This window comes from Streptomyces sp. NPDC051909, assembly GCF_040681095.1.
GTDB lineage: Bacteria > Actinomycetota > Actinomycetes > Streptomycetales > Streptomycetaceae > Streptomyces.
The window spans coordinates 1-13,427 of the sequence record NZ_JBFAYA010000003.1 but is presented as its reverse complement, the minus strand read 5'-3'; the positions used below and the strand labels follow the sequence as shown (position 1 = coordinate 13,427).

Annotated in this window: 13 protein-coding genes and 1 rRNA gene; 2 read left to right on the top strand and 12 right to left on the bottom strand. The window is 74.3% G+C overall.

The window, feature by feature from the left end:
• Window positions 1–20: 20 nt before the first annotated feature.
• The 5 genes from AB0M18_RS05560 to AB0M18_RS05540 all read right to left on the bottom strand — a co-directional run bounded on the left by AB0M18_RS05560 (window position 21) and on the right by AB0M18_RS05540 (window position 5,078).
• Complete coding sequence (locus tag AB0M18_RS05560) at window positions 21–788, bottom strand: hypothetical protein (RefSeq protein WP_365755514.1); 768 nt, start codon at window positions 786–788, stop codon at window positions 21–23.
• A complete protein-coding gene (gene recN / locus AB0M18_RS05555; protein WP_365755513.1) occupies window positions 788–2,530 on the bottom strand; it encodes a DNA repair protein RecN in 1,743 nt (580 codons plus the stop codon). Before recN ends, AB0M18_RS05560 begins: the two co-directional genes overlap by 1 nt.
• A 460-nt stretch (window positions 2,531–2,990) precedes the next feature.
• The gene (locus AB0M18_RS05550) at window positions 2,991–3,941 is read right to left on the bottom strand and encodes an NAD kinase (RefSeq protein ID WP_365755512.1); all 951 of its coding nucleotides are present in this window, start codon (window positions 3,939–3,941) and stop codon (window positions 2,991–2,993) included.
• Window positions 3,938–4,753, bottom strand: a complete 816-nt coding sequence (locus AB0M18_RS05545) for a TlyA family RNA methyltransferase (protein ID WP_365755511.1) — start codon at window positions 4,751–4,753, stop codon at window positions 3,938–3,940. The genes AB0M18_RS05550 and AB0M18_RS05545 overlap by 4 nt, the downstream gene beginning before the upstream one ends.
• A gap of 7 nt (window positions 4,754–4,760) precedes the next feature.
• The gene (locus tag AB0M18_RS05540) at window positions 4,761–5,078 is read right to left on the bottom strand and encodes a hypothetical protein (RefSeq protein ID WP_365755510.1); all 318 of its coding nucleotides are present in this window, start codon (window positions 5,076–5,078) and stop codon (window positions 4,761–4,763) included.
• Window positions 5,079–5,122: 44 nt separating this feature from the next.
• On the opposite strand from AB0M18_RS05540, the gene AB0M18_RS05535 reads away from it, so the two are divergent.
• Window positions 5,123–5,470: an SCP2 sterol-binding domain-containing protein gene (locus tag AB0M18_RS05535; protein ID WP_365755509.1), complete on the top strand. Its 348-nt coding sequence runs from the start codon at window positions 5,123–5,125 to the stop codon at window positions 5,468–5,470.
• Between the two features lie 32 nt (window positions 5,471–5,502).
• Here the strand turns inward: AB0M18_RS05535 and AB0M18_RS05530 are convergent, their stop codons facing one another.
• The 4 genes from AB0M18_RS05530 to AB0M18_RS05515 all read right to left on the bottom strand — a co-directional run bounded on the left by AB0M18_RS05530 (window position 5,503) and on the right by AB0M18_RS05515 (window position 9,694).
• Window positions 5,503–6,357 carry an ABC transporter ATP-binding protein gene (locus AB0M18_RS05530; protein ID WP_365755508.1) on the bottom strand — a complete coding sequence of 285 codons (855 nt, stop codon included), beginning with the start codon at window positions 6,355–6,357 and terminating at the stop codon, window positions 5,503–5,505.
• Window positions 6,358–6,398: 41 nt separating this feature from the next.
• Window positions 6,399–7,469: an iron chelate uptake ABC transporter family permease subunit gene (locus AB0M18_RS05525; RefSeq protein ID WP_365755507.1), complete on the bottom strand. Its 1,071-nt coding sequence runs from the start codon at window positions 7,467–7,469 to the stop codon at window positions 6,399–6,401.
• Window positions 7,466–8,521 (bottom strand): iron chelate uptake ABC transporter family permease subunit, encoded by a 1,056-nt coding sequence (locus AB0M18_RS05520; protein WP_365755506.1) that lies wholly within the window; start codon window positions 8,519–8,521, stop codon window positions 7,466–7,468. The genes AB0M18_RS05525 and AB0M18_RS05520 overlap by 4 nt, the downstream gene beginning before the upstream one ends.
• A 90-nt stretch (window positions 8,522–8,611) precedes the next feature.
• Window positions 8,612–9,694, bottom strand: a complete 1,083-nt coding sequence (locus tag AB0M18_RS05515) for an HAD hydrolase-like protein (protein WP_365755505.1) — start codon at window positions 9,692–9,694, stop codon at window positions 8,612–8,614.
• 82 nt (window positions 9,695–9,776) lie between these two features.
• On the opposite strand from AB0M18_RS05515, the gene AB0M18_RS05510 reads away from it, so the two are divergent.
• Window positions 9,777–11,063, top strand: coding sequence for a DUF1015 domain-containing protein (locus tag AB0M18_RS05510; RefSeq protein ID WP_365755504.1), 1,287 nt, complete (start codon window positions 9,777–9,779; stop codon window positions 11,061–11,063).
• 61 nt (window positions 11,064–11,124) lie between these two features.
• Here the strand turns inward: AB0M18_RS05510 and AB0M18_RS05505 are convergent, their stop codons facing one another.
• The 3 genes from AB0M18_RS05505 to rrf form a co-directional block, all read right to left on the bottom strand.
• The gene (locus AB0M18_RS05505) at window positions 11,125–11,874 is read right to left on the bottom strand and encodes a tetratricopeptide repeat protein (protein ID WP_365755503.1); all 750 of its coding nucleotides are present in this window, start codon (window positions 11,872–11,874) and stop codon (window positions 11,125–11,127) included.
• Window positions 11,875–11,924: 50 nt separating this feature from the next.
• Window positions 11,925–13,094, bottom strand: coding sequence for a hypothetical protein (locus AB0M18_RS05500; protein ID WP_365755502.1), 1,170 nt, complete (start codon window positions 13,092–13,094; stop codon window positions 11,925–11,927).
• Between the two features lie 51 nt (window positions 13,095–13,145).
• A 5S ribosomal RNA gene (rrf, locus tag AB0M18_RS05495) occupies window positions 13,146–13,262 on the bottom strand.
• Window positions 13,263–13,427: the final 165 nt, after the last annotated feature.

The following is a 13,427-nucleotide window of genomic DNA, read 5'->3' as shown; positions in this document are numbered from 1 at the left end:
GATCACCCACACGGGTGAGCTCAGGGGCGCACACCCCCGCGCGCGATCTCGCTCACGCGCTCCCCGCAGGCCGCCGCGGCGACCAGCCCGGCCGCGTGGACGGCCAGGCCGAACCGCCCGTTGGCGGCGGCGACGGCCGTGCCGAGCGCCGCCCCGAGCGCATGGGCGCCCAGGTCGCCGAGCATGGTGCGCTCGGCCAGGTCGTCGGCGAGCACGGCCGCCGCGGCCCCCATCGGCGCCGCGGCGAGCGACCCGCGCAGCAGGCCCGGCGCGCCGAGCCCGAGCACGAGCAGGGCGGCGCGCCCCGGCCGTACGTCCACCAGGTTGACGAGGTGCGCCGTCCCGGCCACGACCGCCCCGGCGAGGACCTTGTCCAGCGGCCGTTCCTTGAGCAGCGCCCCGGCCGCGAGTCCGGCGGCGCCGATCCCGAACAGCTTCACGGCCCCGCTGGTGACCTCGCCGTCCCGAAGCGCCGTCAGATGGGCCCGGAAGCCCCGGCGGGCGTCGCCGCGCAGGTCGTCGTGACGCCCGCAGACCGCCCCGGCGGTGGTAGCGAGCGCGGCCGGCACCGAGGGCAGGGCGGCGAGCACGGCGCCGGCGGCGGCAGCGGCCCCGGCCTGGGTGTGCACGGTCCGCCCGGCGTGGTTGGTCCGCTCCCAGCTCGCCGGGTTGCCCGGCGGACGGCTCCGCAGCCGCCCGTGCGCGAGCCGGGTCGCGCCGAACGCGATGCCGAAGCGCACGGCCCGGTCGACGGCTCCGCGCGACGCGCTCCCGGGCCGGGCCGCCATCAGACGTCCGCCCGTGCGGCGGCGAGCAGTTCCTCGGCGTGCGCCCGCGCCGTCTCGGAGTCCTCCTGGCCGGCCAGCATCCGGGACAGCTCGCGCACCCGGTCCTCGCCCTCCAGGACGGTGACGCCGGAGCGGGTCACGGAACCGTCGTTGGTCTTCTCCACCAGGAGCTGCCGGTCGGCGAAGGCCGCCACCTGCGGAAGGTGGGTGACCACGACGACCTGCGCGGTCCTGGCCAGCTTGGCGAGCCTGCGGCCGATCTCCACCGCCGCCTTGCCGCCGACGCCCGCGTCGACCTCGTCGAAGAGATACGTCGGCACCGGGTCCGTACCGGCGAAGACCACCTCGACGGCGAGCATCACCCGGGACAGCTCACCACCGGACGCTCCCTTCGCGATCGGCCGCGGCGGCGCGCCGGGGTGCGGGGCGAGCAGCAGCTCGACCTCGTCGGCGCCGGCAGGGCCGTAGGCGACCCGCCGGCCGCCGACGTCGACGCCGTCCGGGTCCTCGGTCTGCCGGATCGCGAACGACACGCGCGCGTGCGGCATCGCCAGGGAGGCCAGCTCGGCGGTGACGGCCCCGGCGAACCGGTCCGCCGCCTCCGTCCGCGCGTCCGTGAGCCGCTGGGCGAGCGCCGACAGCTCGTCGCGCAGCCGGTCCCGCTCGGTGGTCAGCTCGTCCACGCGCTCGTCGTCGCCGTCCAGCTCGGTCAGCCGGGTCGCGCTCTGCTCGGCCCAGGCGAGCACGGCGGACACGTCCTCGCCGTACTTCCGGGTGAGCTGCGTCAGGGCGGCGCGCCGCTCCTCCACGGCCGCGAGCCGCAGCGGGTCGGCGTCCAGGTTGTCCGCGTACCCGGCAAGCTCCCCGGCCACGTCCGACAGCAGGATGGAGATCTCCCCCATCCGGTCGGCGAGCGCGGCGAGCGCCGGATCGTGCGCCCGTACGGCCTCCAGGGCCCGGCCCGCACCCGCGACCAGTGTGGTCGCGTCCACGGCCTCCGGGTCCTCCGGCTGGCCCGCGAGCGCGGCGTGCGCGAGCGCGGCGGCGGAGGCCAGGGACTCGGCGTGCCCAAGTCGCTCCGCCTCGGCGGCCAGCTCGGTGTCCTCGCCCGCGCGGGGCTCCACGGCCTCGATCTCGGCGAGCCCGAAGCGCAGCAGATCCGCCTCCTGGGCCCGCTCCCGGGCCCGGGTGGTGATCTCCTCCAGCTCGACGGCGACGGCCCGCAGCCGCCGGTACGCCTCCCCGTACGCGGCGAGCGGCACGGCCACCGCGTCCCCCGCGTACCGGTCGAGCGCGCCACGCTGCCGGGCCGGCTTCAGCAGGCCCTGCTGGTCGGTCTGGCCGTGTACGGCGACCAGCTCGTCGGCCAGCTCGGCGAGCAGCCCGACGGGCACCGAGCGCCCGCCGAGGTGCGCGCGGGACCGGCCCTCCGCCGACACGGTACGGCTGACAAGCAGCGCCCCGTCGTCGAGCTCGGCCCCCGCCTCCTCCGCCCGCGCGGCGGCCGGCGCGCCCGGGGGCAGCGTGATCCGCCCCTCGACGACCGCCGACCCCGCCCCGATCCGCACCAACGCCGGATCGGCCCGCCCACCGAGCAGCAGCCCGAGGCTGGTGACGACCATGGTCTTGCCCGCACCGGTCTCACCGGTCACCGCAGTGAAACCGGGCGACAGCTCGACGACCGCGTCGTCGATGACCCCGAGCGACCGTATCCGCATCTCCTCCAACACGGAGAAGACCATACGAGGTCGCACCGCCCCTGTGCGACGGCCCCTGCCGTCCGGGTGCGAACCCGCAGGTCGCCAGGGGCTGGTGCGGGCGCTGTTCACTCGGCGGAGTGGGGCACGGCGGGGACCGGGGCTTGGGCAGCGGCCCAGCCGGTGCGGGCCGGAGGCCCGGACACGGCGGGGCCAGGGGGCCGGGCCAAGGCCCGGACCGGGCCACCGCCGGGGCCGGGGCCCTCGGTCAAGCGAAAGTCGTCCGCCCTGGGCAGGCCCGAGCCGCACGTTCGGACGCCGGGCCACAGCAGACCGCCGGACCCGCACGTCCCCCCACCGGACCGAGGCCCGCAGGCGGGCGGAAGCCGACCGGCCCTGGGCAGGCCCAGGCGCCCGCTCGGACGCCGAGCCGAGGCCCGCCGACAGGCGAAGGCGGCGGCGCCAAGCGGCCCCCGAGGTGCGCGTTCTGGATCCCCGCTCGCGCCTAGTGCGGCGCGCCGCGCCAGCCCGAGACCGGGAGGGCGAACTTCGCCACCAGGCGGTCGGTGAAGGAGGCGTGGTGGAGGCGGGCCAGGCGGACCGGGACGGCGCCGCGGCGGACCTCGACGCGGCCGCCGGCCGGGAGGGAGACCGTGCGGCGGCCGTCGCACCACAGCACCCCGTCGGGGGTGTGCGGCTCGACCTCGACCGCGAGCACCGACTCGGGGGTGGTGACGAGCGGCTTCGCGAACAGCGCGTGCGCCCCGATCGGCACCATCAGCAGCGCCTCCACCTCCGGCCAGACGACCGGGCCGCCGGCGGAGAAGGCGTACGCGGTGGAGCCGGTCGGCGTCGCGCAGATCACCCCGTCGCAGCCGAAGCCGGTCACCGGCCGCCCGTTGACGGCGATGACGACCTCCAGCATCCGCTCCGGGGACACCTTCTGCACGGCCGCCTCGTTGAGCGCCCAGTCGCGGTGCAGCACATCGCCGTTCTGGTACACGGTGACGTCCAGCGTCATGCGCTCCTCGACCTCGTACGCCCGCGTCACCACCCGGTCCACGACCTTGTCCAGGTCGTCCCGCTCGGCCTCGGCGAGGAAGCCGACCCTGCCGAGGTTGACGCCGAGCATCGGCACGCCGGAGGCGCGGGAGAACTCGGAGCCGCGCAGCAGCGTGCCGTCGCCGCCCAGGACGACGAGGAGTTCGCAGCCGTCGAGCGCCTCGGCGCAGCCCTCGGGGACCCGTTCGACGGCGGGCGGCAGCGGCAGGTCGGCCGCCTCCGCCTCCAGGACCCGCACCCCGATGCCGCTGCGCAGCAGCCCGAGGACGACGAGCTCGGCGCTGCGCACGGCGGCCGGCCGCCCGGTGTGCGCGAGCAGGAAAACGGTGCGGCCGCTGCCGCTCTCGCGGCTGTCGCCGCTGCTTTCGTCAGACGTGCTCGAACCAGTGCTCAACGAGGTCCTTCCGCCACGGCGCGGTCGACTTCCGCCGGATCAAGAGCGGGCGCCCCGGCCCGCAGCCACAGAAAGTACTCGACGTTGCCGGAGGGGCCGGGCAGCGGGCTGGCCGTGACGCCGAGGACACCGAGCCCGAGCTCGCCGGCCCGCCGGGCCACGTTCTTCACGGCGTCGGCGCGCAGTTCGGTGCTGCGCACCACTCCGCCGGTGCCAAGACGCTCCTTGCCCACCTCGAACTGAGGCTTGACCATCAGCACCAGGTCGGCGCCGGGCGCGGTGCAGGCGACCAGGGCGGGCAGCACCAGGCCGAGCGGGATGAAGGACAGGTCCCCGACGACCAGGTCGACGGGGATGCCGTCGATGGAGTCGAGGGTCATCTCGCGCACGTTGGTGCGGTCCTTGACGGTGACCCGCTCGTCGCTCCGCAGCGACCACGCGAGCTGCCCGTAGCCGACGTCGACGGCGACGACGTGGGCGGCGCCGGCGCGCAGCAGGACGTCGGTGAAGCCGCCGGTGGACGCGCCCGCGTCCAGCGCGCGCCGGCCCTCGACGACCAGTCCCTGCGGCACGAACGCGGCGAACGCACCGGCCAGCTTGTGGCCGCCGCGCGACACGTAGTCGGGGTCGCCGTCGTCCTGGGCCACGACGATCGCCGCGGCGGTCTCGACCTGGGTGGCGGGCTTGGTCGCGACGGTCTTGCCGACGGTCACCCGGCCCGCGGCGATCAGCTGGCTGGCGTGCTCGCGCGAGCGCGCCAGCTTCCGCCGTACCAGCTCGGCGTCGAGACGGCGGCGTGCCGGTCCTGCCACGTTCGGTTCAGCTCCTGTTGTCGTACGGACGGGGTGCGGGGGTCTGCGGTGCGTCGAGCGAGGTCAGCTCGGCGCGCAGCCCACGGTGTACATCCTCGTACACATCGAGGTGTCCGTCCGCCGTGAGGTGGTCGGCGTCGCCGAGCCGGTCGAGCAGGGCGTCGACGGCGGGCCGCCCGGTGGGGGTGCGGACGACACCGAGGGGGGCTGGCCCGGCGGTCTCGTACGGATCGGCCTCGGGGCCGGTCCCCTCCCGGTCCGGGACGGCCGGGGGCGGCTCCTCCGGCGGCTCCTCCGTCGGGGCTTCGGGTGTCACGTCGTTCATGCCCCGACGCTACCGCGAGAACGCCTGGGGTACGGTCGACCGCGATGGCGACGATCACGGAGTGCCGCGCGGCACTGAAGAGGCTCTCGGACAACCTGGCGGCGGCGGACGGCGAGGTGCGCGGCGCGGCCGCCCTCGACCGCACCCTCAGCTGCCACCTCACGGACCTGGACACGACCTTCACCGGCCGGCTGGCCGACGGCCGCATCGAGGTCGAGGACACGGTGGTCGGCCCGCCGCCCTGGAAGGCCCAGATCCGGCTCCGGATGACCGGCGACGACCTGGTGGCGATGGTCGACGGCGACCTGAACTTCGCGAAGGCCTGGGCCTCCGGCCGCGTCGGCCTGGAGGCCGGCTTCCGCGACCTGCTGAAGCTGCGGTCGCTGCTCTAGCACGGCCTGGCTGTGCCGGGAGGCCGGCCGGGCTACGCCCGGAGGGCGGGCCTGCGGGACTTCCGGCCCGCCGGGATCACCAGGGGTGTGCCGGTCTCCGGGTCCTCGATGACCTGGCAGGGGAGGCCGAAGACGCGCTCGACGAGCTCCGCGGTGACGACCTCGTGCGGCGGGCCCTCGGCGACGACCTCGCCGGCGCGGCAGGCGATGAGGTGGGTCGCGTACCGGGCCGCGTGGTTGAGGTCGTGGAGGACGGCGACGAGCGTGCGGCCCCGGGTCTCGTGCAGTTCGGCGCACAGGTCGAGGACGTCGATCTGGTGCTGGATGTCGAGGAAGGTGGTCGGCTCGTCGAGGAGCAGCAGCGGGGTCTGCTGGGCGAGCGCCATCGCGATCCAGACGCGCTGGCGCTGCCCGCCGGACAGCTCGTCGACGTACCGCTCGGCCAGCTCCGCCACGCCCGTCGCGGTCATCGACTCCCGCACGATCCGCTCGTCCTCGGGCGACCACTGCCGCAGCAGGCCCTGGTGGGGGTAGCGGCCGCGGGCGACGAGGTCGGCGACGGTGATGCCGTCGGGTGCGATGGAGGACTGCGGGAGCAGGCCCAGGGTCCGGGCGACCTTCTTCGCGGGCATGGTGTGGATCGCCTGCCCGTCGAGCAGCACCCGGCCCTCGGTGGGCTTGAGCATCCGGGACAGCGCGCGCAGCAGCGTGGACTTCCCGCAGGCGTTGGGGCCGACGATGACCGTGAAGGAGTTGTCGGGGATCGCGACGCTGAGGTCGCGGGCGATGACCCGCTGGTCGTAGGCGAGCGTGACCGACTCGGCGCTGAGCCGCTGCCGCCGCTGCTCCGCCTGCTGCGTCTGCCGCGTCTGCTGCTGCCGGTTCATTCCCTGGCTCCTGTGGGTCCTGTGGGTGTTCTCGTCGATGGTCATATCCGGCCCGCCTTCCGTTCGCTGACGAGCAGCCACAGCAGATAGCAGCCGCCGAGGACGCCGGTGACGACACCGACGGGCAGCCGGCGCTCGCCGAAGGCGCTGGTGGCGGCCCAGTCGGCCACCAGCAGCAGGGCGGTCCCCATGAGCGCGGAGGCGGCCAGGTTCGGGCCGGGCGAGCGGGTGAGCCGGCGGGCCAGCTGGGGCGCGCTCAGCGAGACGAAGACGATCGGTCCGGCGGCGGCGGTGGCGACGGCCACGAGCAGCACGGCCGAGCCCATCAGGACGATCCGGGTCCGCTCGACCCTCACGCCGAGCGCGTACGCGGCGTCGTCGCCCATCTCCAGCATCCGCAGCGCCCGCCCGTGCCCGAGGACCAACGGCAGCAGCACGCAGCTGACGCCGAACAGCGGCCAGAACTGGGCCATGTCCCGGCCGTCCAGGGACCCCGTCATCCACACCACCGCACGCGTCGCGTCGACCAGCTGGGCCTTGGTGATGAGGTAGTGGATGACGGCGGTGAGCATGGCGGCGGCGCCGATGCCGACGAGCACGAGGCGGTAGCCGTGCACGCCGCGCTTCCACGCGAGCAGGTAGATCACGGCGCCGGTGACGAGCCCGCCGGCGATCGCGCCGCCGGCGGCCGCCATGGCGCTGCCCTGGAAGAGGACGATGACGACGAGCGCGCCGACCGTGGAGCCCTGGCCGAAGCCGATGACGTCGGGGCTGCCGAGCGGGTTGCGGGAGATCGCCTGGAAGACGGCGCCGCCGATGCCGAGCGCGGCGCCGACGAACACGGCGACGAGCACGCGCGGCAGCCGCAGGTCCAGGACCGCGATCTTCTGCACCTCGGTGCCGCCGCCGAGCAGGGTCGAGACGACGTCGGCGGGCGGGACGGGGAAGTCGCCGCTGCCGATGAGGACGACGGCCGCGGCGAGCGCGACCACGACCAGCGCGAGGACGGAGAACAGGGCACGCGGCTCGTACCGTACGGAGAGACCGCCGCCGGTCCGCAGGGTCCTGGTCCGGAACGTCCTGCTCGGTGAGGTCGAGGTCGGGGTGCTCACAGCTGGGCCATCCTCTTGCGGCGGACGAGGCGGATGAAGACGGGCCCGCCGACGAGCGCGGTGACGATGCCGACCTGGAGTTCGGCGGGGCGGGCGACGACCCGCCCGACGACGTCGGAGCCGAGGAGGAGGACGGGCGACAGAACAGCCGCGTACGGCAGGATCCAGCGCATGTCGGGGCCGGTGATCGACCGCACCAGGTGCGGGACCATCAGGCCGACGAACACGATCGGCCCGCAGGCGGCCGTCGCGGCGCCGCACAGCAGCGTCACGGCCACCATGGCGGTGATCCGGGTCCGGTTGAGGTGCGCGCCGAGCGCCTTGGCGGTGTCGTCGCCCATCTCCATGGCGTTGAGCGGGCGGGAGATGAGCAGTGCCAGGACGGCGCCGACGAGGACGAAGGGCGCGATCCGGCGGACGGTGTCCATGTTGGCGTCGGCGAGCGAGCCGACGGTCCAGAAGCGCAGCCGGTCCAGGGCGGCGGAGTTCAGCAGCTGTACGGCGTTGACGTAGCCGTACAGGGCGGCGGTGGCCGCGGTGCCGGCGAGCGCGAGCCGCACGGGCGTGGCACCGCGGCTGCCGCCGAGCACGTACACGAGGACGGAGACGACGGCCGCGCCGACGAAGGCGAACCACACGTACGAGGCGGGGTCGGTGACCCCGAGGAAGGCGATCGCGGACACCACCGCGGCGGCGGCGCCCGCGTTGACGCCGAGGAGTCCGGGCTCGGCGAGCGGGTTGCGGGTGAGTCCCTGCATGACGGCGCCGGAGAGGCCGAGGGCCAGGCCGACGAGGAGGCCGAGGAGGGTGCGGGGGACGCGCACGTCGTGGATGACGACGTCGTTGCGGATGCCGCTGTTCTGGAACAGGCCGTGCCACACGTCGCCGAGCGGCACCGGCTTGGCACCGATCATGATGCTCAGGACGCAGATCAGCAGCAGGACCCCGACGGCCGCGACCAGTCCGACGGCGCGCAGCGAGGTGCGGCGCGCCGGTGGCTGGGCAGGGCCGGTCGACTCCGCGCTCGCACGGGAGGGACTCTCGACCAACACGAGGTTAGGTTAGCCTACCCTGCCATAGGTGATCGATCCCCGGTGCGGGCCCGGGTACGGGCCGGCGGGCGCCGACGGGCGCCGACGGGGTCAGCGCACCGCCACCGTCCCCAACCGCTCCAGCGCCTTGCCCGCGTCGAGCCCGCACGCCCCGGCACCCGCCTCCGTCCACGCCGCCGCGCACAGCGCCCGTACCCCGTCCAAGGGGTCCAGTCCGTCTCCCGCCCCCTCCGGCTCCCCCTCCAGGAGCAGCGCGCCCCCGCTCACCGAGGCCGTCCACCCCCCGCACCGGAAGCCGCCGTCCGCGTCCCCCGCCACCTCCGGCTGGAGCACGAGCAACCCGCGCAGATCCGCCGACACATACGTCGGCCGGTGCTCCGGCACCGCCGCGAGCAGCCGCGCCACGTCCGTCACCCCGGTCAGCACGAGCAGCGAGTCCACCCCGCCGTTGAACGCGCCCTCGATGTCCGTGTCCAGCCGGTCGCCGACCACCAGCGGCCGCTCGGCCCCCGTCCGCAGCACCGTCTCGCGGTGCATCGGCGGCAACGGCTTGCCCGCGACCCTCGGCTCCGCACCCGTCGCGATCCGGACGACTTCCACCGCCGCCCCGTTGCCCGGCCCGATGCCGCGCGCGCTCGGGATCGTCAGGTCGGTGTTCGACGCGTACCAGGGCAGCCCGCGCCCCACCGCGTAACTCGCCTCCGCGAACCGCCCCCACGGCAGGTCGGGACCGCCGTACCCCTGCACCACCGCCACCGGGTCGTCGTCGAGCGACTCCACCGGCACCAGACCACGCTCGCGCAGCGCCACCCGCAGCCCCTCGCCGCCGATCAGCAGGATCCGCGCGCCGGGCGGCATCTCGTCGGCGATCAGCCGGGCCACCGCCTGCGCCGAGGTGATCACGTCCGTCGGCTCGGCCGACAGCCCGAGCTCGGTCAGGTGCGCCGCCACCGCGTCCGGCGGCCGGAGCGCGTTGTTGGTGACGTACGCCAGGTGCATCCCGCCCGCCCGGGCGGTCCCCAGTGCGTCGACCGCGTACGGGACCGCGCCGCCGCCCGCGTAGTACACGACGCCGTCCAGGTCGAGCAGCGCCGTGTCGTACGCCTCGCTCAAGGGGCGAGCGCTGCCTTCCGGCCGGACCCTGCCCTGCCGCCCCTGGCCGAATCCCGTCATGTCATGCACTCCTCACGTCGCCGGGGGCGAAAATCCCCGCTCCCCGATCATCGCTCATGCCCCCACCGCCTACGATGACGAGATGAACACCTCAGGTCACGCGGCCGACGACGTCCGCGCCCCCGGTCTCCGTCTGAGCCCCTTCCGGGGCCTCCGGTACGTCCCCGAGCGGGTCGGCAGCCTGGCCGCCGTGACCTCCCCGCCGTACGACGTGGTCGTGCGGCCCGACGGACTGCACGAGCTCGAGTCCGCCGACCCCCACAACATCGTCCGGCTGATCCTCCCCCAGGCCATCACCGCCGGCACCCGCCACCGCAAGGCCGCCGTCACCCTCGACCGCTGGCTCGCCGACGGCGTCCTCGCCCCGGACCCCGAGCCCGCCCTGTACGTGTACGAGCAGCGCGGCGACGGCATCCTGCAACGCGGCCTCATCGGCGCCCTCGAACTCTCCACCCCCGCCGAGGGCATCGTGCTCCCCCACGAGGACGTCATGCCGCACGTCGTCGAGGACCGCGCCGCCCTCATGCGCACGACGGCCGCCAACCTGGAGCCGCTGCTCCTCACCTACCGAGGCGACGGGGACGGCGCGAGCGCCGTCGTCGACCGGGTCGTCGAGCGCGAGCCGCTGCTCGCCACCACCACCGAGGACGGCTTCCAGCACCGCCTGTGGGCCGTCACCGACCCGGCCGACCTGACCGCCGTCGCCACCGAACTCGCCCGCCACCAGGCCCTCATCGCCGACGGGCACCACCGCTGGGCGACCTACCTGCGGCTGCGCGAGGAGCACGCCGCGCCCGGCCCGTGGAACCACGGCCTGGTGCTGCTCGTCGACACCGCCCGCTACCCGCTCCGGGTCCGCGCCATCCACCGGCTCCTCAACCGGCTCCCCGTCGCCGACGCACTCGCCGCCGTCGGCGACGCCTTCCGCGTCACACGCCTCGACGGCCCGCTGTCCGCCGCCCAGGAGGCCCTGGCCGCGGCGACCGCCGAGGGCAACGCCTTCGTCCTCGCCGGCGACGGCACCTTCCACCTCCTCGACCGCCCGGACCCGGAGCTGCTCGCCCGCACGGTCCGCGCCGACCGCCCCGAGGCCTGGCGCACGCTCGACGCGACCGTGCTGCACTCGACGCTCCTGGACCACGTCTGGCGCATCCCGGACGCCCCCGAGGACATCGCCTACATCCACGACACCGAGGCCGCCGTCGCCCAGGCCGAACGCCGCGGCGGTACGGCGGTCCTCATGCACCCGGTGAGGGAGGAGGTCGTGCGGGACCTGGCCCGGCAGGGCGTCACCATGCCCCGCAAGTCGACCTCGTTCGGCCCGAAGCCGGCGACCGGCCTGGTGCTGCGCAGCCTGGCCCTCGACTGACACGCGCGAAGGGCGACACCCCGGCTGGGGTGCCGCCCTTCGCGCGTCGGTGTGTCGGACGTCAGTCCTTGTCGAGGTTCTCGACGTCCTCGTCGTCCTCGTCGTCCTCGTCCGTGTCGTCCTCGTCCGTGCCCTCGTCGAGGTCCTCGGACGCGCCGTCCTCCTCGCCGTCCTCCTCCTCGAAGGCGTCGACGAACTCGACCCCGTCCAGCTCGGCGAGCCGGTCGGAGGCGTCCGTGGAACCGTCCTTGTCGGATTCGAGGGCCTTCGCGAACCACTCGCGCGCCTCGTTCTCCCGGCCGGCGGCCAGGAGCGCGTCCGCGTACGCGTAGCGCAGGCGGGCGGTCCACGGGTGGTTGGCGCTCGACGCCAGCTCGGGGCTCTGCAGGGTCACGATGGCGGCGTCCAGCTGCCCCATGTCCCGACGGGCACCGGCGGCCACGAGCCGCATCTCGACCTGCCCGGCCTTGTCGAGCTTCTGCACCTCGGGCTCACCGGCCATGGCGAGCGCCCGCTCCGGACGGCCGAGACCGCGCTCGCAGTCCGCCATGACGGGCCACAGCTCCACACTGCCGGTCATCCGCCGCGCGGCCCGGAACTCGGCCAGCGCCTCGGCGTACTTCTGCGTGGCGTACGCGGCGAAGCCGGCCGCCTCGCGGACGGCGGCGACGCGGGAGGCCAGCCGCAGGGCGACGCGGGAGTAGCCGTACGCCTTCTCCGGGTCCTCGTCGATCAGCTGCGCGACCATGACGAGGTTGCGGGCGACGTCGTCGGCCAGGCCCTTGGGCAGGCTCATGAGCTCCTGCCGCACATCCGGGTCGATCTCCTCACCGGTGACCTCCGGCGGGATCGGCAGCCGCTTCAGCGGCGTGCGGTCCCCACCGCGACGCTCGCCACCGCGGTCGTCACGGCGGTCGTCACGGCGCCCGTAGCCACCCCGGTCGTCCCGACGCGGCCCACGCCCACGATCGTCCCGACGGTCGTCCCGCCCACGGAACCCACCGCCGCCACGCCGGTCGTCCTCACGCCGCGGCCCACGGGGCCGCTCGTCGCGCCGGTCGTCACCGCGGTACGACGGACGCTCGTCACGGCGGAAGGAGGGACGGTCGTCACGGCGCTCATCACGGCGATCGTCGCGACGGAAGCCACCACCACGGTTGTCATCACGCCGGTCGTCACGCCGGTCATCGCGGCGGTCATCCCGACGGAAGGACGACGGACGGTCGTCCCGACGCTCGTCACGGCGGAAGCCACCACCACGATTGTCGTCACGCCGGTCGTCACGGCCGTACGAGGGACGGTCGTCGCGACGGAAGGAGGGACGGTCGTCACGGCGCTCATCACGGCGGTCGTCGCGACGGAAGCCGCCACCACGGTTGTCGTCACGGCGGAAGGACGACGGACGGTCGTCGCGGCCACGGTAGCCACCGCCGCCGCCACGGTTGTCGTCACGGCGCTCGTCGCGACGGAACGAGGGACGGTCGTCACGGCGCTCATCACGGCGGTCGTCCCGACGGAAGCCGCCGCCACCGCGGGTGTCGTCACGACGGTCATCGCGACGGAAGCCACCACCACGATTGTCATCGCGCCGGTCGTCACGGCGGTCATCGCGGCGGTCATCGCGGCGGAAGGACGACGGACGGTCGTCACGGCCACGGTAACCGCCGCCGCCACCGCCACGGTTGTCGTCACGGCGGTCATCACGGCCGTACGAGGGACGGTCGTCACGGCGGTACGACGACGGGCGATCGTCACGACGGTCATCGCGCCGGTCGTCCCGGCGGTCGTCGCGACGGTACGAGGGACGGTCGTCGCGGCCACGGTAACCGCCGCCGCCACCGCCACGGTTGTCGTCACGGCGCGGCCCACGGAAGCCGCCCCGCTCGCCACCGTCCCGGCGACGCGGCTCGCGCTCCGGACGATCGTCGGGAGAGTTGGTGGACATCGGCGTGACTCCTGTCTTCGGGTACTGCAGTCATTCTCGCGCAGCCGGCACCGCACCGCGCTTTCAAGAAATACAAGGAAAAACAAAAGGACCCCTGGTCCCAGCGTGAACGCTGGGACCAGGGGTCCTGAAAGATTGTTCGGCGGCGTCCTACTCTCCCACAGGGTCCCCCCTGCAGTACCATCGGCGCTGAAAGGCTTAGCTTCCGGGTTCGGAATGTAACCGGGCGTTTCCCTAACGCTATGACCACCGAAACCCTATCGGTTTCGAGCGAACAAGCACACTCTGTAGTTGTGTTCTGCTCAAACCAGCAACTGTTCGTTGCTTCAGAACTAACACAGTGGACGCGAGCAACTGAGGACAAGCCCTCGGCCTATTAGTACCGGTCAGCTCCACCCATTACTGGGCTTCCACATCCG